At 71.3% G+C, this 23,979-nt stretch carries 22 protein-coding genes; 11 read left to right on the top strand and 11 right to left on the bottom strand.

The genetic code is table 11. The annotated features are described in order from the left end of the window. Nucleotides 1-295: 295 nt before the first annotated feature. Nucleotides 296-478: a hypothetical protein gene (locus tag OG254_RS07195; protein WP_147997481.1), complete on the top strand. Its 183-nt coding sequence runs from the start codon at nt 296-298 to the stop codon at nt 476-478. A 3-nt stretch (nt 479-481) separates the two neighbouring features. Here OG254_RS07195 and OG254_RS07190 read toward each other — a convergent pair whose 3' ends face one another. The 4 genes from OG254_RS07190 to OG254_RS07175 all read right to left on the bottom strand — a co-directional run bounded on the left by OG254_RS07190 (nt 482) and on the right by OG254_RS07175 (nt 4,410). Next, nucleotides 482-1,876 carry a tannase/feruloyl esterase family alpha/beta hydrolase gene (locus tag OG254_RS07190; RefSeq protein WP_405578504.1) on the bottom strand — a complete coding sequence of 465 codons (1,395 nt, stop codon included), beginning with the start codon at nt 1,874-1,876 and terminating at the stop codon, nt 482-484. Between the two features lie 346 nt (nt 1,877-2,222). Continuing rightward, entirely contained in the window at nt 2,223-3,167 is a 945-nt protein-coding gene (locus OG254_RS07185; protein ID WP_405578501.1) for a hypothetical protein, read from the bottom strand. 137 nt (nt 3,168-3,304) lie between these two features. After that, a complete protein-coding gene (locus OG254_RS07180) occupies nt 3,305-3,601 on the bottom strand; it encodes a hypothetical protein (RefSeq protein WP_405578498.1) in 297 nt (98 codons plus the stop codon). 209 nt (nt 3,602-3,810) lie between these two features. Further along, nucleotides 3,811-4,410: a class I SAM-dependent methyltransferase gene (locus tag OG254_RS07175; RefSeq protein ID WP_405578495.1), complete on the bottom strand. Its 600-nt coding sequence runs from the start codon at nt 4,408-4,410 to the stop codon at nt 3,811-3,813. A 152-nt stretch (nt 4,411-4,562) separates the two neighbouring features. Here OG254_RS07175 and OG254_RS07170 point away from each other — a divergent pair, with 152 nt between their 5' ends. The 5 genes from OG254_RS07170 (at nt 4,563) to OG254_RS07150 (ending at nt 9,546) form a co-directional block, all read left to right on the top strand. Further along, nucleotides 4,563-5,336, top strand: a complete 774-nt coding sequence (locus tag OG254_RS07170) for an MHYT domain-containing protein (RefSeq protein WP_405578491.1) — start codon at nt 4,563-4,565, stop codon at nt 5,334-5,336. Nucleotides 5,337-5,401: 65 nt separating this feature from the next. Further along, a complete protein-coding gene (locus tag OG254_RS07165) occupies nt 5,402-7,942 on the top strand; it encodes a nitrate- and nitrite sensing domain-containing protein (protein WP_405578488.1) in 2,541 nt (846 codons plus the stop codon). Continuing rightward, a complete protein-coding gene (locus tag OG254_RS07160; RefSeq protein WP_351194220.1) occupies nt 7,939-8,376 on the top strand; it encodes a roadblock/LC7 domain-containing protein in 438 nt (145 codons plus the stop codon). Before OG254_RS07165 ends, OG254_RS07160 begins: the two co-directional genes overlap by 4 nt. 22 nt (nt 8,377-8,398) lie before the next feature. Further along, nucleotides 8,399-8,812: a DUF742 domain-containing protein gene (locus OG254_RS07155; RefSeq protein ID WP_405578485.1), complete on the top strand. Its 414-nt coding sequence runs from the start codon at nt 8,399-8,401 to the stop codon at nt 8,810-8,812. Between the two features lie 128 nt (nt 8,813-8,940). Continuing rightward, nucleotides 8,941-9,546 (top strand): ATP/GTP-binding protein, encoded by a 606-nt coding sequence (locus tag OG254_RS07150; protein ID WP_351194223.1) that lies wholly within the window; start codon nt 8,941-8,943, stop codon nt 9,544-9,546. 50 nt (nt 9,547-9,596) lie between these two features. On the opposite strand, the gene OG254_RS07145 is transcribed toward OG254_RS07150, so the two are convergent. Continuing rightward, nucleotides 9,597-10,025: a PPOX class F420-dependent oxidoreductase gene (locus OG254_RS07145; protein ID WP_405578482.1), complete on the bottom strand. Its 429-nt coding sequence runs from the start codon at nt 10,023-10,025 to the stop codon at nt 9,597-9,599. A gap of 96 nt (nt 10,026-10,121) precedes the next feature. Between OG254_RS07145 and OG254_RS07140 the strand changes: the two genes are divergently transcribed. Next, nucleotides 10,122-10,535 (top strand): roadblock/LC7 domain-containing protein, encoded by a 414-nt coding sequence (locus OG254_RS07140; protein WP_147997492.1) that lies wholly within the window; start codon nt 10,122-10,124, stop codon nt 10,533-10,535. Between the two features lie 126 nt (nt 10,536-10,661). Next, a complete protein-coding gene (locus OG254_RS07135; RefSeq protein ID WP_405578479.1) occupies nt 10,662-11,573 on the top strand; it encodes a DUF6397 family protein in 912 nt (303 codons plus the stop codon). On the opposite strand, the gene OG254_RS07130 is transcribed toward OG254_RS07135, so the two are convergent. Continuing rightward, entirely contained in the window at nt 11,560-12,429 is an 870-nt protein-coding gene (locus OG254_RS07130) for an acyl-CoA thioesterase (RefSeq protein ID WP_405578476.1), read from the bottom strand. The two genes, OG254_RS07135 and OG254_RS07130, sit on opposite strands and share 14 nt — an antisense overlap. A 19-nt stretch (nt 12,430-12,448) precedes the next feature. After that, a complete protein-coding gene (locus OG254_RS07125) occupies nt 12,449-14,962 on the bottom strand; it encodes a DEAD/DEAH box helicase (protein ID WP_405578473.1) in 2,514 nt (837 codons plus the stop codon). A 145-nt stretch (nt 14,963-15,107) separates the two neighbouring features. On the opposite strand from OG254_RS07125, the gene OG254_RS07120 reads away from it, so the two are divergent. Continuing rightward, nucleotides 15,108-15,902, top strand: a complete 795-nt coding sequence (locus tag OG254_RS07120; RefSeq protein WP_405578470.1) for a metal-dependent hydrolase — start codon at nt 15,108-15,110, stop codon at nt 15,900-15,902. A gap of 134 nt (nt 15,903-16,036) precedes the next feature. On the opposite strand, the gene OG254_RS07115 is transcribed toward OG254_RS07120, so the two are convergent. The 4 genes from OG254_RS07115 to OG254_RS07100 form a co-directional block, all read right to left on the bottom strand. Further along, nucleotides 16,037-16,297, bottom strand: coding sequence for a type B 50S ribosomal protein L31 (locus OG254_RS07115; protein ID WP_351194235.1), 261 nt, complete (start codon nt 16,295-16,297; stop codon nt 16,037-16,039). A gap of 141 nt (nt 16,298-16,438) precedes the next feature. Continuing rightward, entirely contained in the window at nt 16,439-16,903 is a 465-nt protein-coding gene (locus tag OG254_RS07110; protein ID WP_405578466.1) for a DUF5709 domain-containing protein, read from the bottom strand. A 652-nt stretch (nt 16,904-17,555) separates the two neighbouring features. After that, complete coding sequence (locus OG254_RS07105; protein ID WP_405578463.1) at nt 17,556-19,343, bottom strand: ABC transporter ATP-binding protein; 1,788 nt, start codon at nt 19,341-19,343, stop codon at nt 17,556-17,558. Continuing rightward, nucleotides 19,340-21,214 (bottom strand): ABC transporter ATP-binding protein, encoded by a 1,875-nt coding sequence (locus OG254_RS07100; protein ID WP_405578460.1) that lies wholly within the window; start codon nt 21,212-21,214, stop codon nt 19,340-19,342. The genes OG254_RS07105 and OG254_RS07100 overlap by 4 nt, the downstream gene beginning before the upstream one ends. A 195-nt stretch (nt 21,215-21,409) precedes the next feature. On the opposite strand from OG254_RS07100, the gene OG254_RS07095 reads away from it, so the two are divergent. Then, nucleotides 21,410-22,162 carry a L,D-transpeptidase family protein gene (locus tag OG254_RS07095; RefSeq protein ID WP_405578458.1) on the top strand — a complete coding sequence of 251 codons (753 nt, stop codon included), beginning with the start codon at nt 21,410-21,412 and terminating at the stop codon, nt 22,160-22,162. A 51-nt stretch (nt 22,163-22,213) separates the two neighbouring features. Beyond that, on the top strand, nt 22,214-23,968 hold the full coding sequence (locus tag OG254_RS07090; RefSeq protein ID WP_405578455.1) for a peptide-N4-asparagine amidase: 1,755 nt from the start codon (nt 22,214-22,216) through the stop codon (nt 23,966-23,968). The last annotated feature ends 11 nt before the right edge of the window (nt 23,969-23,979 follow it).

The raw sequence follows: 23,979 nt of genomic DNA, 5'->3' as shown, positions 1-23,979 counted from the left end.
CAGCGCTCCTCAAATTTGACTACTCTGTTTGGAGTGGCCGAGAGTACAGCATTCGACGGTCCACCCGGCGCGGCGATCCTGTGACCTGGGTCACTCTCGATGGGTGTGGGTATCCCTCCTGTGCGGAGTCCGGGGCGCTGGCCTAGCGTCGACCGCATCTCGGCCGTCCACGGACCTCCGCGACCAGTAAGGGCCGCACCTCAGGGTCGTCTCAGGGTCGCGGTCCGGAACCGCAGGGGGCGCGGGTCCGTTTTGAGGACAGAGAGCGGCAGTGGCCGCGAAGGAGGCGACGCACATGTCGAAGAACGCGAAGATCGCCGCGGGAGGTGTGGCAGCCGGCCTCATCCTGCTGATCTGGCTGCCCTGGTGGGCCGCGCTCCTGATAGTCCTGGGAGTCCCGGCCGCCGCGTACCTCACGCTCGACCCGTCCCAGCGGCGCAGGCTGCGCCGTGCCACGCGCAAGGAGATCGGTCGCTGACGATCACCCGGCCGCCGGTGCGACAGGGGCGGACAGCGGGCAGGAATTGAGCGCATCGCCGCTCGCGGGTCGGTCGACGGTACGGCCCGCGGGCGGTCGGGCGCCTCGCTCCACCCAGGAGACCAGGGTGTCGAACGCCGACCGGTAACAGGGCAGGATCGGCCGGAGCCGGTCCGGATAGGTGTCGTACAGCCCGTCGACGTGCGTGCCGCCCGCGATCGTGTAGTAGCGGTGGAGCGGGCCCCGCCCGCTCGCGTCGATCATGCGCGCGTACACGTCGGAGTCGGCTGCCTTCGGCAGCAGCGCGTCCAGATCACCGTGCAACGTGATCAGCGGGCGGCCGATACGCCCGGTCAGAGCGACCCGGGCCACGGCACGGTGGACGGACGCGGGGCGCGATGCGTAGTCGTACGTGGCATCGGCCGGACACGGCGACAGGATCTGCGCCGGGGTGGTTCCGACGGTCGGACCGGGACAGCCGTTGTCATACGCCGGGTCGAACTCGGCGCGGTAGATCTTCTGGGTGACTCCCCAGTAGGCCTGCTCGTGGTACGGCCACAGAAACTCCGAGCCCCGCGCGAAGCCCACCGCGTACAGGTCCTTGTCCCGGGCGGAGCCGAGCATGCGCGCCACTGCCGTGGGCAGGGAGGTGAGCAGGTTGGGGCCGTCCGTGGTCCACAAAGCGCCCTCCCAGTCCACCCCGCCGTCGTAGAGCTCGGGATGGTTCTCCAGCTGCCAGCGCGTCAGATAGCCGCCGTTGGAGATGCCGGTCATGTAGGTACGACGGGGGGTGTGCCCGTAGCGCTGGGCCACCGCCCTACGGGCGGCGCGGGTGAGCTGGGTGGTCCGCGCGTTCCACTCGGCGACCGCGTCACCGGGCCGTTTGCCGTCCCGGTAGAAGTCGGCGCCGCTGTTGCCCTTGTCGGTCGCGGCGTAGGCGTAGCCCAGCGCGAGCACCTGGTCGGAGATCGCCGTGTCCGTGGCGTACTGCTTGCGGGTGCCAGGGGCCCCGGTGACGACCAGCCCGCCGTTCCAGCGGTCCGGCAGCCGGATCACGAACTGCGCGTCGTGACGCCACCCGTGTGTGGCGTTGAACCGAGAGGAGTCGGGGAAGTAGCCGTCGATCTGGATCCCCGGAACGCCGGTCGGGGTTCGGGTGCCCAGCGCCGTCAGCCCGGCCTGGTCGGCCATGTCCGTGTAGGGCGTACCGGCGAGCGCGGTCGTCGTCAGATCCAGGAGACAGGCACTCTGCTGGAAGGCCGCGCCCGGCACGCGTACGCGGTCCTGGCGGGCGCAGTGCTGATCGCCAACTGTCGTGGCCCTTGCGGGAGCCGGCCCGCTCATGGCAGCGGCCAGCAGCGTGGCGGCGACGAACGGAACAGCCCGGGACAGGCGCATGAGGGCCTCCTGGCAGCAGGGAGACGGGGCATCGGAGAGAGCGGAACCGCGAGAGCTGCCTCATGGTGCGTGTCCGGTTCCGTGCCAGCCATGGGCTGGGCCCACATGGATCGCTGCCGTGGGGTGGGGGCTCGGGACAGGGGTGCTGGAGCTGGAGGGGCTCATGGTCTCGCCGCGGCGAGCCTGGATGGCCCGGTGGCCCGATGGCCCTGGGCTGATTCACCTGTGAACCCGTGCACCGGCGCTCGGCGGTCCGGGTTCCGTCTGCGCCTGTATCGCTGCCGCCGGTCCTGGGGCCCTCAAGGCGTGGGGCAGGCGGCGCCGACGCGCCCCCCCCCGCGTCGGCTCAGATCGGTCGTACGGCCATCTTGTCGAGCGCTTCCAGCAGCCCCGGCAGCTCCGGTCCGCGGCCCACGGGCAGGACCTCGCCGGGTTCGTCGTCCAGGAGCACGAAGGCGATGTCGTCGGTCCTGGCGACGAGCGACCAGCCGGGACCGTCCGCGCGCAGGGTCCGGGCGTCGCCGGGCGCGAAGGAGGACCGGACACGGCCGAGGGGCGGTGGGGAGTCGACGTACGCGCGTGCCTCCGCGAGGACTCGCCGGATGCCGCTGTGGCCGGCCTGGGCCTCGGCCTTCTCGCCTGTCTCGACCTTCTCCGGGTCCGCGGCCTGCTCGGCTGGGCCCGTGCCCTCGCTCCCCTCCGCGTCCGCGGACGCGGAGGAATCCGAATCCGGCGAGCTGCCCACCGTCGACGTACCGCTTGGTGTCGACGCACTGCCCGCCGTCGCGAACTCGGTGTCGTCGAGCTGCTCCCGCCAGGTCGCCCACTGCAGGGCGATCTCGTCGGCGCCCAGACGTCGCTGAGCCGGGCCCCACACGCTTGTGTCCGGCGGGGTCAGCGGCGGACCGTCCGCGATGTCCGGGGCGGGATCGTGGGGCGCCGGCACATTGGGCGCGGCGACGGCGACCGCCAGCGGCCACCCGGGCAGGCCGGCCACGACCGTACGTTCGTCGGGTGACAGGTCGTACTCCATGCCGCAGTCCCACGACGCGATGGCGACGGCGACCAGGGAGACGTCGTCGATGACGACGGTCCATCGGGCGCCGTCGCCGTCCTGGCCGAGGACCAGGCCGTAGCCGTCGGCGAGCGGCGCGAGGCCGAGCGCCGCGCAGGCCTCCGGATAGTCGTCGCCCAGCACGCTCGGAAACTTCGCCGGCGTCAGCAACACCGCCGTGAGCACGTAGAGCGCATCGTCCGCGGCGGCGACGGCCTCCTCGTCCGTCCCGGCCATCCCAGCCTCCCCATCGGTTCGTCCATCGGCGCGCACCCTAGTGCGACCGGAAGCAGCTTGTCACGACTCCCAGGGATACCCGGAGCTGCAGTTTTCCGGCCGGACGGGGCGAAACGACCACGATTTCGCCAACGCAGTCAGGCTGCCGGGAGTCCGAGGAGGGACCGGGCCACCGTCTGCGGCGACTCGTCGCGCTCCCGGGCGAGCGCGATGACGGCGCGGCACGCGAGCTCATTCACCCCGAACGACAGGGCCTCCGGGGACACCCAGCCTGCCGCCTCGTCGATCTGATCCTGGTCGTCCTCCGCGCAGGCCGACACATAGACGGCGGCGGCCTCGAACAGGTTGTGCCTCTGCGTGTCCCGGCCGGTGTCCGCCTCCGCGCGAAAGGCATCGAGGAATCTCACCCACGACTTGCGCACCCTGCCCCACATGCTGACCACCTTCCCCCTCTGTGTGGTGCCATGGTTGATCGTTCATCTGGTGCTATTCAACGTAGAGTTGGAGTCCCGGCGGCAGAAGAGGGACGACGCGGTGAAGGGCTCTCTGCGGCCCGAAGACTTCACGCGGGCGTTCGCCCTGACGGTCCCTCCAAGCCCGTGCGCCCCCTCGCACCTCTGTTGCCCATTCAGCGCCCGAGCCGTCAGGCCTCCCGTACAGCCAGCGCCAGGAAGCGGTCGTCCTCGTCGACGTACGACGTCATGCGCCACCCGGAACCGGCGAGCAGCGGCCGGAGGTTGGGCTCGGCGCGCAGGTCGGCGGGCGTGATCCGGCGGCCCTGGCGGGCCGCGAGCGCAGCCCTGCCGATCGGATGGAACAGCGCGAGCGTGCCGCCGGGACGCACCACGCGGGCCAGCTCCCGCAGGTTCTCCGCAGGATGGGGCAGATGCGCGATGAGCCCGGCCGCGAACACGGAGTCGAGAGACTCCGACCGCAACGGCAGCGCGGCCACGTCGACGAGCAGCAGCTGTCCGTCCGCGTCGCGTCCGGCCCGTATGGCGGCCTCCAGCATCGCCGGGGTCAGATCGGCCCCCAGGACCAGTCCCGAGGGCCCCACGGCGCCCCGCAGCGACGGCAGGGCGCGCCCGGTGCCACAGCCCGCGTCGAGCACGCGAGCCCCCTCGCGCAGTCCGAGCTCGGCGACCGCGGCCGCGTAGGCGGGCCCGTCGTCGGGGAACCGGCTGTCCCAGTCGGCGGCACGGGCGGTGAAGAACTCCTGCACATGTGTGTGGTCGTCGCTCATGCTCCGCATGATCCCTCACCGGCACGGATGACACCGCTGTGCACACGTTCGAGCGTGACGCGGTCGTTCCGGTGCATCTCCACGTCATATTCCAACAGCTTTCGAAATGCGCCCCCTGCGTGCGCCCCTGCCCCGGCTAGCGTCCCGGGGTCATGGGACACCTGGACCACGCCGCTCTCGGCTGGCTGACCCCCGTGCTGTCGTACGCGATGGCCTGCACCGGCGCCGCGCTCGGACTGCGCTGCACGGTCCGCGCGCTCGGTGCCACCGGCCGATCGCGCCGCAACTGGCTCGTCACCGCCGCCACGGCGATCGGCACCGGCATCTGGACCATGCACTTCGTGGCCATGCTGGGCTTCAGCGTCAGTGGCACCGACATCCGCTACGACGTGCCGCTCACCATCCTGAGCCTGCTCGTCGCCATGCTCGTCGTCTGCGCAGGCGTCTTCGCGGTCGGTTACAGCCGTGACCGGACCCGCGCGCTCTTCCTGGGCGGGCTCACCACCGGGCTCGGCGTCGCGAGCATGCACTACCTGGGCATGGCCGCCGTACGACTGCATGGGGACGTCACCTACGACCCCCTCCTCGTCGGGCTGTCCGTACTGATCGCCGTAGTCGCTGCGACGGCGGCCCTGTGGGCGGCGCTCAACATTAAGTCGCCCGTCGCCGTCACCATCGCCTCGCTGATCATGGGCGCGGCGGTCAGCAGCATGCACTACACCGGCATGTTCGCGGTCGCCGTCGACGTCACGCCTTCCGACGAGGTCCTGCCCGGGGCCACGGCGATGCAGTTCATCTTCCCCCTCGCCGTCGGCCTCGGGTCCTACCTCTTCCTGACCTCCGCCTTCGTCGCGCTGTCACCCACGACGGGGGAGCGCGAGGCGTCCACCGCGGCCCAGAGATCGGCCGAGAGTGTCGCCGGTTAGCGACGGCACGGGACCGGCGAGGGCCCGGGAAGCACGCCCCCGAACCACTTCCGAGCGAGGAGGCCATGCGTACACCCCGTAGGACCACAGCATCCGGCGCCGAGACGCCGTCCCCGCCACCGGTACGCGGCCGCCGCGCCCATGCCGGACCACCGGCCTATGAAGGGCCTGAGCAGCCGCCGGACGGGCCACCGGACGACCCGTCCACGGCGGCCACGCGCGCGCAGCACTGGCACATACGGCCGCGCACAGTCCGCGCCAAGATCATCTGTCTGCTGATGGTGCCCGTCGTCTCGCTGCTCGCCCTGTGGGCCTACGCCACTGTCACCACCGCCCAGGACGTCGCCGGGCTGCGCCAGTTGCAGCTGGTCGACTCCGAGATCAGGGAACCCGTCGCCGTCGCTGTGGCCGCCCTCCAGGCCGAACGGGCGGCCGCCGTGCGGTACGCCACCGACCCGTCGGACGGGCGGCGCGACGATTTGAGGGAGCGGGCCCGGGACACGGACAGGGCGGTATCGCGGCTGAGGCTCGGGGACCGTGACACGGTCGCCGACAGCGGGGGGTTCCCCGCCGGGGTGGCCGGCCGACTTGAGGCCTTCGTCGGCGGCGCGGAGCAGTTGAGCACCGTCCGCAGTGCCGCGCTCGAACGCCGATCGGGCTGGAACGAGGTCTACGGCCGGTACACCACGACCATCGCGACCGCGTTCCAGGTCGACGGCGCGCTCACCGGCATCCAGGACGCCGAACTCGGCTCCGACGCGCGCGTGCTGCTCGAATTCGCCCGCGCGGGTGAGGCGTTGGCCCGCGAGGACGTGGTGTTGGACAGCGCACGCCTTGCCGGACGCCTCGACGGAGAGCGGCTGCGGCTGTTCACCGGCGCCGTCGACACCCGCCGTACGCTCACCGAGTCCGCCGTCGCCGACCTGCGCGGCCCGGAACGCGCGGCCTGGCAGAGCCTCGCCGCCGGCGGCGACTACGCGACCGTTGCGGCCGTCGAGGACAGGGTCCTCGGCGCGGCGCCCGGCGCGGGTGCCATCGACACGGCGACGGATGCCGCCTGGAACACGGCACACGCACGCGTACAGGGCGGAATGCGGGCCATCGAGCAGGACGCAGGGCGCGATGTCGCGGAGCGCGCCGACCCCTTCGCCCGCGGCCTGCTCACCCCGGCCGGTGCCGCGGTCCTCCTCGGCCTGGTCGCCGTCGCCGCCTCGCTCGTGATCTCCGTACGCATCGGCCGCGGCCTCGTCGTCGAGCTGGTGAGCCTGCGCAACAGCGCCCTGGAGATCGCCCGGCGCAAACTTCCCGAAGCCATGCGGAAGCTGCGCGCCGGTGAGGAGATCGACATCCGCGCAGAGGCTCCGCCCGGACCACCCGCCGAGGACGAGGCCGGTCAGGTCGGCGAGGCTCTCGGCACCGTCCACCGGGCCGCCCTCAGGGCCGCCGTGGAGCGCGCCGAGCTCGCCAGCGGCATCTCCGGGGTCTTCGTCAACCTCGCGCGCCGCAGCCAGGTGCTCGTGCACCGTCAACTCAGCCTGCTGGACAGCATGGAACGGCGCTCCGACGACCCGAACGAACTGAGCGACCTGTTCCGGCTCGACCACCTCACCACCCGCATGCGACGGCACGCGGAGAGCCTGATCATCCTCTCCGGGGCGGCGCCCGGACGGGCCTGGCGGATGCCGGTCTCCCTGACCGACGTGGTGCGCGCGGCCGTCTCCGAAGTCGAGGACTACGCGCGCGTGGAGGTACGTCAGCTCCCCGAGGCCTCCATCATCGGCGCGGCCGTCGCAGACCTCACCCACCTGCTGGCCGAACTCGTCGAGAACGCCGCCCAGTTCTCGCCTCCCCACACGCGCGTGCGCATCACCGGCGAGCCCGTCGGCAACGGATACGCCGTCGAGGTCGAGGACCGTGGGCTGGGGATGGGCAAGGAGACCCTGGCGGAGGCCAACCGGCGCATCGAACAGTCCGAGGCACTCGACCTGTTCGACAGCGACCGACTGGGCCTCTTCGTGGTCAGCAGGCTCGCGGCCCGGCACGGCATCAAGGTGCACCTGCGCACCTCGCCCTACGGCGGCACGACCGCGGTCGTCCTGCTGCCCACCGCCCTGCTGCACAGCGCTTCGGCGGAACGTTCCCCCGCCGCGACGGCGGACGCCCAGCGGCCGGCGGAACACGAGTACGCGCGCGTGACCGCACCCGACCGGCAGCAGGAGCCCGTCCAGGCGGCCGCCGACCGGCCGGCGCTGGTTGCTCCCGCGACGGTCGCGCCGGCCGCCGCGGAGACCAGGAACCACACCGCACCCCCCGGAGTCACCACCTTGAGACTGCACCGCCCACCGCACGACTCCGAAGCCTCCGACGACCTCCCGCGCCGCGTACGCCAGGCGAGCCTCGCGCCCCAACTGCGGGAGGGACGCCCCGAGGAACACGCGGGGTCGACCGCGATGCACGAAGACGACCGGCGCACCCCCGAAGTCGTCAGGGACCGCATGACGGCCTACCGCGACGGCTGGGCGCGCGGCGGTGGCAGGCAGCCCGGTCGCGGCGGCGACCCCGAATCCGCACCGCACGGCGACAGCACCGAAGGAGACCCCGCATGATCCAGGATCCGAGCATGAGAGCCGCCCAGCGCTCCGGCGAACTCGACTGGCTACTGGACGACTTGGTGGTGCGCGTGAGCGAGGTGCGGCACGCCGTCGTGCTGTCCAACGACGGACTCGCCGTCGGCGCGTCCACCGGTCTGCGCCGCGAGGACGCCGAACATCTCGCCGCGGTCGCCTCCGGCTTCCACAGCCTGGCCAAGGGCACGGGCCGGCACTTCGGCGCCGGCGGCGTCCGCCAGACCATGGTGGAAATGGACGACGCCTTCCTGTTCGTCGCGGCCGCGGGCGACGGCTCCTGCATCGCCGTGCTCAGCGCCGTGACCGCCGACATCGGACTCGTGGCGTACGAGATGGCGCGGCTGGTCAAGCGGGTCGGTGAGCATCTCTGCACGCCGACGCGGGCCGCCGCGCGACCGCCTGCCTCGCGATGAGCCGGAAGGGCGGTCCGCGCACATGACCGACGACACGAAGGACGCCCCGCACGAGCAGGGCAGCCAGTGGTACGACGGCGAGGCCGGGCCCCTGGTCCGCCCGTACGCGGTGACGGGCGGACGTACCAAGTCGGGCCCCTCCGGGGTGCGTTTCGACCTGATCGCCCTCGTCACGCTGGCCGGCACCGCACGGGGCACCGACGACGACACCGCCCTCGGGCCGGAGCACCGGGCCCTCATCGAGCTGTGCCGGCCCGAGACGCAGTCGGTCGCGGAACTCGCCGCGGGCGCAGATCTCCCCGTGGGCGTGGTCAGGGTGCTCCTCGGCGACCTCCTGGAGCGGGGCCACGTCACCGTCAGCCGTCCGATACCGCCCGCGCAGCTGCCTGACGAACGGATTCTGCGCGAGGTGATCGAAGGACTGCGAGCGCTGTAGATGCGGTCAATAAGCGATCCAACCCACGAAGGGCAGCGCCAGTTGCCATGATGCTGACTTCGCACGGCGACATGCCGACTGCGCACAGCGACGTCCACCGATGCCAGTACACCCGAGAGAAGTGATCCATGGTCTCCGAGCACTCCGACGCCTCCGACGGCGACACGTCGGCCCTGGCGCTCAAGATACTTGTCGCCGGTGGGTTCGGCGTGGGCAAGACCACCCTGGTGGGCGCGGTCAGCGAGATCAGACCGCTGCGCACCGAGGAAATGCTCAGCGAGGCCGGACAACTGGTGGACGACACCGGCGGTGTGGCCCAGAAGGTCACCACGACCGTCGCCATGGACTTCGGACGCATCACCATCCGGTCAGGCCTGTCGCTGTACCTGTTCGGCACCCCGGGGCAGGACCGCTTCTGGTTCCTGTGGGACGAGCTGTCGCAGGGAGCCCTGGGCGCGGTGGTCCTCGCGGACACCCGGCGCCTGGAGGACTGCTTCCCCGCCGTGGACTACTTCGAGCACCGGCACATCCCGTTCGTCGTGGCCGTCAACTGCTTCGCGGGCGCCCGGACGTACGGAGCCGGGGACGTCTCACGCGCCCTCGACCTCGACGGCGGAACGCCGGTCGTGCTCTGCGACGCCCGGGATCGTGACTCGGGGAAGGAGGTGCTGATCCGACTCGTGGAGTACGCCGGGCGGATGCACACCGCCCGGCTGCTCAACTCCGTCGGCTGACCGGATTCGACCGTGCCCTCGTCGGGGGTCGACCGGCCGTCGGACCGCTGCTAGTCGGCGACGTCCTGCTCGGCGAGCACCTTGTCGATCGTGACGCGGATGAGGAGTTCACCGGAGACGCCGTTGCGGGCGCCGAACTCCTCCGCGCGCTCCTCACCCATGTAACGCGCGCCGATGCGACCGGCCCAGCGCCTCAGCTCCTCAAGATCCTCCGAGACCCGGGCACGGCCCTGGATCACCACGAAGGAGTACGGCGGCCGGTCGTCGTCCACACACAGCGCCACCCGGCCGTCCCGCACCAGATTGCGCCCCTTCACGCTCGAACTGCCGGTGTTGAACACCAACTCGTCCCCGTCGAGCACGAACCAGATCGGCGTCACATGCGGACTCCCGTCGGCCCGCACGGTCGACAGCTTTCCGGTGCGCGTGCCGTGCGAGACGAACGCCCGCCATTCCTCATCGGTCATCTTCTTCGCCATGCCCCCATCCTCCTTGCCCGAGGGACGGATCGTCAGGAAGGGTGGCGAAGAGTTCCTCCGGTGCAGGGGGAGACATCTACACGGGGAGACCGGACCATGGCTCAGAACCAGGGGCTCGACTGGCTGCTGGACGATCTGACAAAACGCGTCGACCACGTGCGACACGCGCTGGTGCTGTCGAACGACGGTCTCGTGACCGGTGCGAGCACGGGCCTGCGGCGTGAGGACGCCGAGCACCTCGCCGCCGTCTCGTCAGGGCTGCACAGCCTGGCCAAGGGATCGGGACGGCACTTTGGCGCGGGCAGAGTGCGTCAGACGATGGTGGAGTTCGACGACGCCGTGCTGTTCGTCACCGCGGCGGGCACCGGCAGCTGTCTGTGCGTGCTCAGCGCCGCGGAGGCCGACATCGGCCAGATCGCCTACGAGATGACCCTGCTCGTCAACCGGGTCGGCGAGCACCTCGACGTCGACGCCCGACAGCCCGAACGGGCACCACTCACAGACCTCTGACCTGCTGTTTCGCCTTCCCCCGCGAAGTTATCCACAGGCTCGCCACGAGAATCGGCGGAGCGGCTACGGTTTTGTCACGGCGAGCGCACGGAGCGTGAGCCACTGACTCCACGGGGGAGATCGACCATGTCGGGCGACACCATCACGAACACGCACCGCTCCGCCTGCACGCCGAGTCGCGCGGCCCGGGAACTGGGGCTGAAGCGAGGGGAGTTGGAGCTCGCCATCCATCTCGGGCTCATCCGGACGGTGCCGGACGAGGGAGGTGGGGGCCGACGCGTCCCACGGTCCGAGATCGACCGGGTGGGTTCGGGGGACGGCTTCCCCGGCTCCCTGCTGGACCGTGTCCACGTCGTCGGCACGACAGAGGGCGCGGACGTCATGGACGTGCCCGCCGGCAGGTTCACGCGTCTCGCCCGCCTGGGTCTGGTGGTGCCGGTGAAGTGGTATCTGAACCGTTATCGGGCCGTGGTCTGGCTGTATCTGGCCGAGGAGTTGAAGCGGTTCGCCGCTGAAGAGAACCACGCCTCGCTGCTGAACGACCGTCGTATGCCCGAAGGACTGCGCGGCATGCTGGACTCGGGCGTGGACCTGCGTCCGCGCAACTGGCGCGGGCGCCACCGCGGATTCCTGCTGCGCCAGGCCGAGGACCCGTGGGAGAGCGCAGGCGCGCTGGCCGCCTTCCTCGATCCCGTCCAGATCGCGGAGATCGTCCCGGACCCCTATGAACGCTCCCACCTGAACCGCTTCCGGCCGGGGCCACCGGCATCCGGCGCCCCGGGGTCGCCCTCCTCCCTCATCGCCGAGAGGATCATGACGGCGGACGACCCGGACGAGATCAGCCTGCTACGTGCCGACCTGACGGCGGTCCTGGCGGAAGCTCGGGACATGCGGCCCGCGCCCCGTCCAACGGCCGAGCGGGCCCCCGCGCCGGCACACCCCCGGCACATCGGGCCGCCCCGCCCGCAGGAGCCGCAGCCGCCACGCGGCCTGCTGAGCTGGCTCCGGCGCACAACTCCTCGGACTACAGCGCCCTGAACAGTCCCTCCTGGACGACGGACACGAGCAGGCGTCCCTCCAGGTCGTAGATCCGCCCACGGGCGAGGCCGCGTCCGCCGGTAGCGATCGGCGACTCCTGGTCGTACAGGAACCACTCGTCCGCGCGGAACGGCCGGTGGAACCACATGGCGTGGTCCAGCGACGCGATGTCGAAACTCCGCGGGCCCCACAGGGGTTCGACGGGGATCCGGACGGCGTCCAGGAGGGTCATGTCGCTGGCGTAGGTCAGCGCGCAGGTGTGCACGACCGGGTCGTCGCCCAGCGGCCCGACCGCGCGCATCCACACCGCACTGCGCGGCTCGGCGTCCTTGACCTCGGCTTCGGTCCAGCGCAGCCGGTCGACATAGCGGATGTCGAAGGGCTGACGCCGGGCCATCCGCTCCAACTGCTCCGGCAGCGTGCCCAGATGCTCCCGGATCTCGTCGGTGACCGTGGGCAGCGACTCCGGGTCCGGGACCTTCCGGGCCGGCGGCAGCTGGTGCTCGAAGCTCCCTTGCTCAGGCTTGTGAAAGGAGGCGGTGAGATTGAAGATCGTGCGGCCCTGCTGCACGGCGGTGACCCGGCGGGTCGTGAACGACCTGCCGTCCCGCACCCGTTCGACCTGGTACACGATCGGCACACCCGGCCGTCCCGGGCGCAGGAAGTACGCGTGCAGCGAGTGCACGGGACGATCGCCTTCCGTGGTGCGCGCGGCGGCGACCAGCGCCTGGCCGGCCACCTGGCCGCCGAAGACCCGCTGCAGGGACTCCTGCGGGCTGCGGCCCCGGAAGATGTTGACCTCGATCTGCTCCAGGTCGAGCAGGTCGACGAGCCTCTCGGCCGGGTTGGACGTCATGGGTGGGATTCTCCTGTGCTCACAGCTGGCCTACGTCGGTGACCTGAACCACGGCGCGGCCCTCCGCGTCCGAGGCGGCGAGGTCGACCTCCGCGCTGATGCCCCAGTCATGGTCGTCGTTCGGGTCGTCGAAGATCTGCCGGACCCGCCACAGACGATTCGCCGGCTCCTCCTCAATGACCAGGAGCTTCGGGCCGCGGGCGTCGGGTCCGGTGCCGAGATCGTCGTACTCGTCCCAGTACTTGTCCATCGCCTCGCCCCACGCGTCGGCGTCCCAGCCGGCGTCGGCGTCCATCTCGCCCAGCTCCTCCACCTGGTCGAGGGCGGCGAGCTCGACACGGCGGAACATGGCGTTGCGGACGAGGACGCGGAAAGCGCGGGCGTTGTTGGTGACCGGCTTGACCTCGTCGGCCTTCTCCTGGGCCTCCTCGGCGGTCATCTCCTCCGGGTTGGCGAGCTGCTCCCACTCGTCGAGCAGGCTGGAGTCGACCTGGCGGACCATCTCGCCGAGCCACTCGATCAGGTCCTGGAGGTCCTCGGACTTGAGGTCGTCGGGGATGTTGTGGTCGAGGGTCTTGTAGGCGCTGGCGAGGTAGCGCAGCACGATGCCCTCGGTGCGGGCCAGCTCGTAGAAGGACACCAACTCGGTGAAGGACATCGCCCGTTCGTACATGTCCCGGATGACGGACTTCGGCGACAGCGGGTGGTCACCGACCCACGGGTGGCTCTTGCGGTACGTGTCGTACGCGTGGAAGAGCAGCTCCTCCAGGGGCTTGGGGTAGGTGATGTCCTGGAGGCGCTCCATGCGCTCCTCGTACTCGACGCCGTCCGCCTTCATCGCGGCGACGGCCTCGCCCTTCGCCTTGTTCAGCTGAGCGACGAGGATCTGCCGCGGATCGTCCAGCGTGGACTCGACGACGGACACCATGTCGAGGGCGTAGGACGGCGACTCCGGGTCGAGCAGCTCGAACGCGGCCAGCGCGAACGTGGACAGCGGCTGGTTCAGCGCGAAGTCCTGCTGAAGGTCGACGGTGAGGCGGGCGATGCGGCCCGTGGCGTCCGGCTCGTCCAGCTTCTCGACGATGCCGCCGTCCAGCAGCGAGCGGTAGATCGCGATCGCGCGCCGGATGTGCCGCAGCTGCTGCTTGCGCGGCTCGTGGTTGTCCTCCAGCAGATGCCGCATCGCCTCGAAGGCGTTGCCGGGCCGGGCGATCACCGACAGCAGCATGGTGTGCGTGACGCGGAAACGGGACGTCAGCGGCTCCGGTTCGGAGGCGATGAGCTTCTCGAAGGTGTTCTCCGTCCACCCCACGAAGCCCTCGGGCGCCTTCTTGCGGACCACCTTGCGGCGCTTCTTCGGGTCGTCGCCGGCCTTGGCGAGCGCCTTCTCGTTCTCGATGACGTGCTCGGGAGCCTGCGCCACCACGAAGCCCGCCGTATCGAAGCCCGCCCGCCCGGCGCGGCCGGCGATCTGGTGGAACTCACGGGCGCGCAGCGTGCGGACGCGGCTGCCGTCGTACTTGGTCAGGGCCGTGAACAGCACCGTGCGGATGGGCACGTTGACGCCGACGCCGAGCGTGTCGGTGCCGCAGATGACCTTCAGCAGACCGGCCTGCGCGAGCTTCTCCACGAGGCGCCGGTACTTCGGCAGCATGCCGGCGTGATGGACACCGATGCCATGCCGGACGTAACGGGAGAGGTTGCGGCCGAACTTGGTGGTGAAGCGGAAGTTGCCGATCAGCTCGGCGATCTGGTCCTTCTCCTCGCGCGAGCACATGTTGATGCTCATCAGCGCCTGCGCGCGCTCCACGGCCTGCGCCTGCGTGAAGTGCACGATGTAGACCGGCGCCTGCCTGGTGTCCAGCAGCTCCGTCAGAGTCTCGGTGAGCGGGGTGAGCTTGTACTCGTAGGACAGCGGCACGGGCCGGGTCGCCGAGCGAACCACCGACGTCGGGCGGCCGGTGCGCCGCGTGAGGTCCTCCTCGAACATCGAGACGTCGCCGAGCGTGGCCGACATGAGGATGAACTGCGCCTGCGGGAGCTCCAGGATCGGGATCTGCCAGGCCCAGCCCCGGTCGCCCTCGGCGTAGAAGTGGAACTCGTCCATGACGACCTGGCCGACATCCGCGCCCTTGCCGTCGCGCAGCGCGATCGACGCGAGCACCTCGGCGGTGCAGCAGATGACGGGCGCGTCGGCGTTGACGGACGCGTCGCCGGTGAGCATGCCGACGTTCTCGGTGCCGAAGATCTTGCACAACTCGAAGAACTTCTCCGACACCAGCGCCTTGATCGGAGCGGTGTAGAAGGTGACCTCGTCCCGGGCCAGCGCCGCGAAGTGGGCGCCCGCCGCGATCATGCTCTTGCCGGAGCCGGTGGGCGTCGACACGATCACGTTCGCACCGGAGACCACCTCGATCAGCGCCTCCTCCTGGTGGGGATAGAGGGTGAGGCCGCGCTCCTGGGCCCACGACTCGAAGGCTTCGTACAGGGCGTCGGGGTCGGCAGTCGGCGGCAGCTGATCGATGAGGGTCACCCACCCATCTTGCCTGCCCTCCTCCCTCATCGGGGAATCGGCTGCGAGGCCGAAGATCGCGAACGCTACGCTGTGTCGCCGACGACACGTCAGCGCACCCGGTCAACTGGACAGCGGCACACGAGGAATGGGGCGGGAAACGGCCATGATGGGACCAGCACACTCACTGTCGGGCGCCGCAGCCTGGCTCGGGGTCGGAGCGGCCGCCGCGGCGGCCGGGCACGGAATGCCCTGGCCCGTGCTGCTCGCCGGGGCGCTGATCTGCGCCGGAGCCGCACTCGCCCCGGACCTCGACCACAAGGCGGCCACGATCTCGCGGGCCTTCGGTCCGCTGTCGCGCTGGCTGTGCGAGATCGTCGACAAGCTGTCGTACGCCGTCTACAAGGCCACGAAGAAGCAGGGCGATCCGCGTCGCTCCGGTGGTCATCGCACGCTCACGCACACCTGGCTGTGGGCGGTCCTGATCGGAGCGGGTGCCTCCGCCCTGGCGATCACCGGCGGCCGCTGGGCGGTGCTGGCGATCCTCTTCGCGCACATGGTGCTGGCCATCGAAGGCCTGCTGTGGCGGGCGACCCGGGGCTCCAGCGCCGATGTCCTGGTCTGGCTGCTGGCGGCGACCAGCGCGTGGATCCTCGCAGGCGTGCTGGACAAGCCGGGCAACGGTTCGGACTGGCTGTTCACGGCGCCCGGCCAGGAGTACCTGTGGCTGGGGCTGCCCATCGTCCTGGGCGCGCTGGTGCACGACATCGGGGACGCGCTGACGGTGTCCGGCTGCCCGATCCTGTGGCCGATCCCGGTGGGCCGCAAGCGCTGGTACCCGCTCGGGCCGCCGAAGGCCATACGGTTCCGGGCCGGCAGCTGGGTCGAGCTCAAGGTGCTGATGCCGGTGTTCATGGTGCTCGGCGGCTTGGGCTGTGCGGCTGCGCTCAACGTGATCTGAGCGGGCGGCGGCCGGCCCGGCACCGCTGCGGTGCACCGCCTGCGGGACCGGGTGGCCGCACACCATCGATCCACGGTGTGCTCACCCGTGCAACACCATCGACCCTCGGTGTGCTCACCCGTGTCCCGGCCGGATCATCCGCCTTCTCCCGTTCCACCGCCGTAGCGCCGCTCGAAGGCGGCGACGCGGCCCTCGGTGTCCACCGTTCGGGCCTTGCCGGTGTAGAAGGGATGGCTCTCCGAGGAGATCTCCACGTCCACGACCGGGTAGGTCTCGCCGTCGTCCCACTCGATGGTCTGCTCGCTCGTCGCGGTGGACCGGGTCAGGAAGGCGTAGCCTGCGGCGCGGTCGCGGAAGACGACCGGGTGGTAGTCGGGCTGCTTGTCCTGCTGCATGCGAACTCCTCTGGTAGCGGCATCGGCGAGGCCGACGGTGTGGGGGCCGCGGATGAGGCCGTTGGCGTGGCGACTGCGGCTGCGGGGACTGCCGGACGGAGCGTGCGGGCGTCGGTCGCACGGGGGCCTTGGGCGTCAGGCCTACAGGGAGTCCTCGTCGACGATGTGCATAGCGGCTTCCTCGGCCGACGCCGCCGCGCCGTCGATGCCCACGTCCGTCGCGACGAGCGCGCTCTCCTCGTCCTCGTGGGCGCCTTCGTCGGGTGCCACGAGGCGGCCCGAGCGCAGGGAGCCGACCTCGTTGTCGAGGAGTTCCCCATCGGTGCCCTCGGCGTCGCCCATGCCGTCGCCGTCCGGCGTGGCAAGGTCCGGTATCTCCTCGGCGAGCCGTTGGTCCAGGGTCTCGCCCTGTCGGCGCTCGGCGGCCGTGACACCGTCGTGCTCCACCGCCCACGGTCGGTCCGGAGGGGACCAACCCCGGTCCAGGGGGTCGTCGACGCCGTCGTCCTCCAGGGTGTCCTCCGCGTCCAGCAGCCCCGTGTCCTCACGCTGATCGGAAGCGTCGGGCTGGTAGACGTCGTCACCCCATCCCTCGGCGCTGTTCACGGGTACCTCCAGGTGATGCGGACGGGCCCGAACCCACCGCGGCGAGCGACGGGCCGTCGCGGCGCGGAGCACAGGCCGCACCCGGCGCGAACCACGAGGTTCCCGGGTGCTCCCCGAACCGGTGCCTCTATCCAGCCTTCCACCCCTTTTCGCCCCGGCGCAACGGCACGGGCAGGGGCGAGCACTCCGGATGCACCGGGGCCGGTTCCGTGCCGTCGCGCCGGGCGGAGGCGGCGGGGCCTGACTCGGCATGCCGACTATGGACGTCCCGTCCCCGCTGCGGTCGGTCCTGCCCCCGGCCGCGGTCGGTCCTGCCCCCGGTCACGCCGAGTGGCGCCGCCGGTCACTGCCAGGTTTCCCCACCTCGGCCGACGGGCCTCCCGCATGGTGAGCCAAGGCAACCGTCATGGCCGGCCAAGGCGGCCGTCGTGGACGGAGGGCCTGCTCCCTCCCATCCCCGGGCTCCGGCCGCTCGGCGGCGCCCCACGCCCGCACCTGACCGCACACCGAGGTCAGGAAACCTGGCTGACCTGGAAAGCGAGGGTCACGACGAGGGCGGGGGAGAAGGGCAAGCCACCCGGGTCGCCCGACCGCGCTCGCCCCACCGGTACTCCCCCGGACCACCAGCCGCCCCCGCCGCTCCCCCCCCCACTCACCCGTGCCACGACCGCCACAGCGCCGCATACGCCCCGTCCGCCCCGACGAGTTCCTCATGGCTGCCCAGTTCGCTGATCCGGCCGTTTTCCACGACGGCGATGACGTCCGCGTCGTGAGCGGTGTGGAGGCGGTGGGCGATGGCGACGACCGTGCGGCCGTCGAGGACGCGGGCCAGGGAGCGCTCCAGGTGGCGGGCGGCGCGCGGGTCGAGGAGGGACGTCGCCTCATCCAGGACCAGCGTGTGCGGGTCGGCCAGCACCAGGCGGGCCAGGGCGATCTGCTGAGCCTGGGCCGGAGTGAGCGCGAAGCCGCCCGAGCCGACCTCGGTGTCGAGGCCGTCGTCGAGGGCACGTGCCCACGCATCGGCGTCGACCGCGCCCAGTGCCGCCCACAGCTCGGCGTCGGTCGCGTCCGTGCGGGCCAGGAGCAGGTTGTCGCGCAGGGAGCCCACGAACACGTGGTGCTCCTGGTTGACCAGGGCCACATGGGAGCGGACCCGCTCGGCGGTCATCCGGGACAGTTCGGCCCCGCCGAGGGTGATCCGGCCGTCCCGGGGTGCGTAGATGCCGGCGAGCAGGCGACCCAGCGTGGACTTGCCGGCGCCCGAGGGGCCGACCAGGGCCAGCCGGGTGCCGGGCGCGACCTCCAGGGAGACCTTGCGCAGCACGTCCACGCCCTCCAGGTAGCCGAAGTGCACCCGGTCGGCGTGCACGTCTCGGCCGTCGGGCGCGAGCTCGGTGTCCCCGATGTCCGGCTCGATGTCCCGGACGCCGACCAGGCGGGCCAGCGACACCTGGGCCACCTGGAGCTCGTCGTACCAGCGCAGGATCAGTCCCACCGGGTCGACCAGCATCTGCGCGATCAGCGCACCGGTCGTCAGCTGACCGACCCCGATCCAGCCCTGGAGGACGAAGACACCGCCGATCATCAGGACGGACGCGAGGACGGTCACATGGGTGACGTTGACGATCGGGAAGAGCACCGACCGCAGCCAGAGGGTGTACCGCTCCCACGCGGTCCACTGCTTGACCCGCAGCTCCGAGAGTTCGACCCGGCGCCCGCCCAGGCGGTGCGCCTCGACGGTGTGCCCGGCGTCCACGGTCTCGGCGAGTGCGGCGGCCACGGCGGCGTACCCGGCGGCCTCCGAGCGGTAGGCGGCCGGTGCCCGCTTGAAGTACCAGCGGCAGCCGATCACCAGCAGCGGCACGGCGAGCAGCACGGCGGCCGCGAGCGGCGGCGCGGTCACGATCAGTCCGCCGAGCAGCAGGGCCGCCCACACCACGCCGATCGCCAGCTGGGGCACCGCCTCGCGCATCGCGTTGGCCAGCCGGTCGATGTCCGTCGTGATCCGGGAGAGCAGGTCGCCCGTCCCGGCGCGTTCCAGGACGCCGGGCGGCAGCCCGACCGACCGGACGAGGAAGTCCTCGCGCAGATCGGCCAGCATCCGCTCGCCGAGCATCGCCCCGCGCAGCCGTACCTGCCGTACGAACACGGCCTGGATGACGAGCGCGACCGCGAACAGCCCGAGGGTGAGCTCCAGATGGAGTTCGCGCTCGGGGACTTTGTCCGACACCCGTTCCACCAGAGCGCCCAGCAGCCAGGGCCCCGCCATCGAGGCCACCACGGCGACCGTGTTGACGGCGATGAGGAGCAGGAGGGCGTGGCGGTGCCGTCGGAACAGCTCCGCCACATAGGCGCGTACGGTCGCGGGAGCGCCGACCGGCAGGGTGTTCGCCGTCGTCGGGGCCGCCGGGTCGTACTCCGGTGGCGCAACGCCGATCATGCCGACTCCTCGATCTCTTCCAGTTCCTTCAGTACGTCGTCGAGCGCGGACCCCTTGGCCGGTCCGTCCTTGTGGGTTGTCTTCTCACCCGGAGCCTCACGCAAAGCCTCACCGAGAGCCTCGCTGCGGGCCGCCTCCTCCTCGGTCTCCCGGGTCACCACGGCCCGGTACCGGGGTTCGGCGTGCACCAGCTCGCGGTGCACGCCGACCGCCGCGACCTCGCCCTCGTGGACGAGGACCACCCGGTCGGCGAGGTCCAGGAGCAGGGGAGACGAGGTGAACACCACCGTCGTGCGCCCGGCCCGCAGGTTCCGCATGCCCTGCGCGATCCGTGCCTCCGTGTGCGAGTCGACGGCCGAGGTCGGCTCGTCCAGGACGAGCACACCCGGGTCCGTGATCAGCGACCGGGCGAGTGCCAGGCGCTGGCGCTGGCCCCCGGACAGGGACCGGCCGCGCTCGGTGATCCGCGCGTCCATCGGGTCCTCGGCGTCGAGCGACCCCTGGACCAGTGCGGCCAGGACGTCCTCGCACTGCGCGGCTGCCAGCGCCTCCTCGGCGCCGATGTCGCCCGACCTGGGCACGTCGAGCAGTTCGCGCAGCGTGCCGGAGAGCAGCACCGGATCCTTGTCCTGCACGAGGACGGCCGTACGGGCGCGGTCGAGCGGCAGCTCGTCGAGCGGGACGCCGCCCAGCAGTACCGAGGTGCCCTCCTCGGAGGGGTGTCCGCCCAGCCGTTCGGCCAGCCGCCCCGCCGCGTCCGGGTCGCCGCACACCACGGCGGTGAGCCGGCCCGCGGGCGCGAGGAGCCCGGTGGCCGGGTCGTACAGATCCCCGGTTGGTACCTGCGCCCCGTCGCGGGATCCGCCGGTGTCGGTGGCCCGCTCCAGTGCCAGCACGCGGGCGGCGCGCCGGGCCGAGGGCCGCGAGAAGGAATAGGCCATGGCGATCTCTTCGAAGTGCCGCAGCGGATAGGTGAGGATCATGATCGAGCTGTAGACGGCGACCAGTTCACCGATGCTCACCCGGCCGTCGCGGGCCAGGTGGACGCCGTACCAGACCACCGCGATCAGCAGCAGCCCCGGCATCAGCACCTGGATCGCCGAGATCAGGGACCACATCCGGGCGCTGCGCACGGCCGCGTGGCGTACCTCCTGGGAGGCGCGGCGGTAGCGGGCGAGGAAGAGTTCCTCGCCGCCGATGCCACGCAGGACGCGCAGGCCGGCGACGGTGTCGGAGGCCAGCTCCGTGGCGCGGCCGGCCTTCTCGCGCTGGAGGTCGGCCCGCCGGGTCGCGCGGGGCAGCAGCGGCAGCACGGCGACGGCGAGTACGGGCAGGCCCACGGCGACGACCGTCCCGAGAGCGGGCTGGTAGAAGACGAGGCCGACGCAGACCACCACGATGGTGACGGCCGCTGCGGTGAACCGTGACCAGGCCTCGACGAACCAGCCGATCTTCTCGACGTCACCCGTGGAGACGGCCACCACCTCACCGGCCGCGACGCGCCGGGTCAGGGCCGAGCCCAGCTGCGCGGTCTTGCGGGCCAGCACCTGCTGGACGCGGGCGGCGGCCGTGATCCAGTTGGTGACGGCGGTGCGGTGCAGGAAGGTCTCGCCGATCGCGTTGCCGGCGCAGCACAGGGCCAGGAGCCCGCCCGCGAGGGCGAGTCGCGTGCCCGAACGGTCGATGACGGCCTGCACGGCGACGCCGACGCAGAACGGGAGCGCGGAGACGGACAGGAAGTGCAGGAGTCCCCAGGCCAGGGCCTTGAGCTGGCCGCCCAGTTGGTTCCTGAAGAGCCACCACAGGAATCGGGGACCCGAGCGTGCGTCCGGCACACCTGGGTCGGGGTACGGAAGGTCTTGAATCTGCATGACGTCCCAGTGGCTCGTGTCAGTGGGGGGAGGGATGGGGGTCGGTCGACGGACGCCTGCGCGGAACGGAACGGGAAGCGCACGGCGGCAGCAAACCGTGACAGGTTCGCGTCGCGGCGTGGCAGGACGCAAACGGTTTTCCATGAGGCCGCTCAGTTCCGGCCCCCGCGCCGAACGCGGTGCGACCATGGACCGATGCGGAGCGGCGGAGCATGGCGCGCGACGGTCGCGACGGCGGCCCTCGGATCCCTGCTGGCGATCGCGACCCTGACCGCGTGCGACGGCGCGCGGGACGGAGCGCGCGACGGCACCGGTGCGGAGGCCGGCAAGGCCGCGCCGGGGCGCTCGGCCGCCGCCGATCCGACGCGCATCCCGGGCGTGGGCGACCGCTGGCAGCGACGCATCCCCGCCGACTCGCGCCAGGTTCTGGCGGTCTACGGCGACGCCAAGGACTCCCCGGACGCCACCGCCGTGCTCTACACGAAGCACGGCACCACCTGGGAGCGCGTCCGCTCCTGGCCCGCGCACAACGGCAAGAGGGGCTGGACCACCGACCACCACGAGGGCGACAACCGCAGTCCCGTCGGCGTGTTCACGCTCAGCGACGCGGGCGGCGTACGGAAGAACCCCGGGGCCGGACTGCCGTACACGCGGTCGGCCGCCCTCGCGGCGCCGCGCTGGTGGGCGAAGTCGTACTGGCACGACTTCGACTACGTCATCGCCATCGACTACAACCGCGTCAAGGGCACGCCGCCCAACGACCCCACCCGCCCCGAGGGATACGACAAGGGCGGCAGCATCTGGCTGCACATGGACCACGGCAGCGGTACGTCGGCCTGCGTGAGTCTGTCCGAATCGGCGATGGAGCATCTGCTGCGCACGCTCGATCCGGACCGGCACCCGGTGGTGGTGATGGGGGACAGGGCCGACCTGAAAGCCTCGCACTGACGCGGAAGGCCGCATTGCGTCGGATGCACGACTCCCCGTAGAACACCGCCCATGAAGAGACGGATAGGCATGTCCATGCTCGCAGGTGGCGTCGCGGGGGTCACCCTCCTGGCGGGCACCCTCCTCGGAGCGGGTCCGGCCCCTGCGGCCCAACTCACCGACATCCCCTCAGAGTTCGGCACCGACTGGCACGACCCCATCACCGCCGCCCCGCCCGTCACCAAGCCCTTCGGCACGTCCTGCCAGGTCACCGTCGCCGAGGCGCAGTTCCGCGACTTCACGCCGTTCAAGGGCACCTACACACCGCCCGACGGCTGCGGCGACCGCTGGAGCAAGGTCGTGCTGCGGATGGACGGCAAGGTCAAGGGCCGTCAGTACGACCGGCTCGGCCATCTGCAGATCGGCGGGGTCGAGATCTTCCGCACGTCGACCCCGGAGCCGTCGCCCGACGGCATCGAGTGGTCAGTGGAGAAGGACGTCACGCGCTACAGCGACACCCTGCGCCGCGGTCAGGACGTCGAGATGCTCATCGGGAACGTCGTCGACGACACCTACACCGGAGTCATCGACGTCAAGGTCACGTTGACGTTCTACACCGGCCGCCCCGACGCCACGACGGAGCGCCCCAACGCCACGACAGAGCGCCCCGACGCCACTCCGGACCACGCCGACGCCACTCCGGACCACGCCGACGCCACTCCGGGCCACGCCGACGCCACTCCGGGCGGCCCCGACGCCGCCAATGGCGGCCCCGCCACCCCCGACCGCGTCCTCACCCTCCACGACGGCACGCTCACCACCCCGCGCAACAGCGAACGCGTGGTCGCCGAGGTGTACGCCACCGGATCCGGCGGAGGCTGCGAGGAGTTCTGGTACCTGTCGGCGCCCGACCCGGCGCCCTACTCCTGCAAGGCGGCCGGCGGACCCTACCGCGAGGTGCAGATCAAGGTCGACGGCCAACTCGCCGGAATCGCCGCGCCGTTCCCGCACGTCTGGACGGGCGGCTGGTCCAACCCCTTCCTCTGGTACGTCACTCCGGGGCCGCGCGCCTTCGACGTCAAGCCGATCGAATACGACCTGACGCCGTTCGCCGGGCTCCTCAACGACGGCCGCCCGCATCGCGTCGACGTCTCCGTCGTCGGCGTCCCCGAGGGGCAGAGCGGCTGGAGCGCACCCGTGAACGTCCTCGTCTGGCAGGACGCGAAGCGCGCGCACGTCACCGGGAAGCTCACCACGCACCAGGCCGGCGACCTCGCCAACTCCTCGACCTACACGCCCGGTTCGGAGCACCGGGTGGACACCGAGGGCGGTCACCGGCTGACCGTCGCCGGGTACGTCGACACCTCGCACGGCCGGGTGGTGACCACCGTGCGCCGCTCGCTCACCAACGGATCCGTGCACCGCTGGACCGACGGCGAGAACCTGGACGCCCTCGACGCGACCTGGACGGACGACCAGTCGGTCACCGTCGACGGACGCGGACCCGCCCGCACGAGCCGCACCCAGCGGACGTACACGATGGACGGCTCGATCACGATCGGCGCGGGCGACCGACTGCGCACCGTTCTGACGCTCGGTGACCGTGCCGCCCGGGTGACGACCCAGGACGGGCGACGGATCGCGTGGTCGCGGCTCGACGACACCGTGGAGGGCGACGCCTCATGGACGCTGAACGTGCCGCGTGACCAGCGGCACGCGGTCGGTACGACGAGCGAGCGCTACCGGTCGTACGGCTCAAGCGGTTGCTATGACCGCGCTCTGACCAGCGTTCAGGGAGTGCTCACCGAGGATCGAAGCCGCTGCTGAGGCGCGTTGTG

The sequence above is a fragment of the Streptomyces sp. NBC_01092 genome (assembly GCF_045039535.1).
In the GTDB taxonomy this organism is placed as follows: domain Bacteria; phylum Actinomycetota; class Actinomycetes; order Streptomycetales; family Streptomycetaceae; genus Streptomyces.
The sequence above is the reverse complement of the archived record's forward strand: the minus strand, read 5'-3'. Positions and strand labels throughout refer to the sequence as shown.

Coding starts and splice junctions, on each gene's coding strand:
- OG254_RS07105 (WP_405578463.1), bottom strand. CDS start 19,343: ATGATCGGCGTTGCGCCACCGGAGTACGACCCGGCGGCCCCGACGACG.
- OG254_RS07145 (WP_405578482.1), bottom strand. CDS start 10,025: ATGGCGAAGAAGATGACCGATGAGGAATGGCGGGCGTTCGTCTCGCAC.
- OG254_RS07155 (WP_405578485.1), top strand. CDS start 8,399: ATGACCGACGACACGAAGGACGCCCCGCACGAGCAGGGCAGCCAGTGG.
- OG254_RS07090 (WP_405578455.1), top strand. CDS start 22,214: ATGAAGAGACGGATAGGCATGTCCATGCTCGCAGGTGGCGTCGCGGGG.
- OG254_RS07115 (WP_351194235.1), bottom strand. CDS start 16,297: ATGCAGCAGGACAAGCAGCCCGACTACCACCCGGTCGTCTTCCGCGAC.
- OG254_RS07185 (WP_405578501.1), bottom strand. CDS start 3,167: ATGGCCGGGACGGACGAGGAGGCCGTCGCCGCCGCGGACGATGCGCTC.
- OG254_RS07120 (WP_405578470.1), top strand. CDS start 15,108: ATGATGGGACCAGCACACTCACTGTCGGGCGCCGCAGCCTGGCTCGGG.
- OG254_RS07195 (WP_147997481.1), top strand. CDS start 296: ATGTCGAAGAACGCGAAGATCGCCGCGGGAGGTGTGGCAGCCGGCCTC.
- OG254_RS07170 (WP_405578491.1), top strand. CDS start 4,563: ATGGGACACCTGGACCACGCCGCTCTCGGCTGGCTGACCCCCGTGCTG.
- OG254_RS07180 (WP_405578498.1), bottom strand. CDS start 3,601: ATGTGGGGCAGGGTGCGCAAGTCGTGGGTGAGATTCCTCGATGCCTTT.
- OG254_RS07100 (WP_405578460.1), bottom strand. CDS start 21,214: ATGCAGATTCAAGACCTTCCGTACCCCGACCCAGGTGTGCCGGACGCA.
- OG254_RS07095 (WP_405578458.1), top strand. CDS start 21,410: ATGCGGAGCGGCGGAGCATGGCGCGCGACGGTCGCGACGGCGGCCCTC.
- OG254_RS07130 (WP_405578476.1), bottom strand. CDS start 12,429: ATGACGTCCAACCCGGCCGAGAGGCTCGTCGACCTGCTCGACCTGGAG.
- OG254_RS07160 (WP_351194220.1), top strand. CDS start 7,939: ATGATCCAGGATCCGAGCATGAGAGCCGCCCAGCGCTCCGGCGAACTC.
- OG254_RS07175 (WP_405578495.1), bottom strand. CDS start 4,410: ATGAGCGACGACCACACACATGTGCAGGAGTTCTTCACCGCCCGTGCC.
- OG254_RS07150 (WP_351194223.1), top strand. CDS start 8,941: ATGGTCTCCGAGCACTCCGACGCCTCCGACGGCGACACGTCGGCCCTG.
- OG254_RS07140 (WP_147997492.1), top strand. CDS start 10,122: ATGGCTCAGAACCAGGGGCTCGACTGGCTGCTGGACGATCTGACAAAA.
- OG254_RS07165 (WP_405578488.1), top strand. CDS start 5,402: ATGCGTACACCCCGTAGGACCACAGCATCCGGCGCCGAGACGCCGTCC.
- OG254_RS07135 (WP_405578479.1), top strand. CDS start 10,662: ATGTCGGGCGACACCATCACGAACACGCACCGCTCCGCCTGCACGCCG.
- OG254_RS07190 (WP_405578504.1), bottom strand. CDS start 1,876: ATGCGCCTGTCCCGGGCTGTTCCGTTCGTCGCCGCCACGCTGCTGGCC.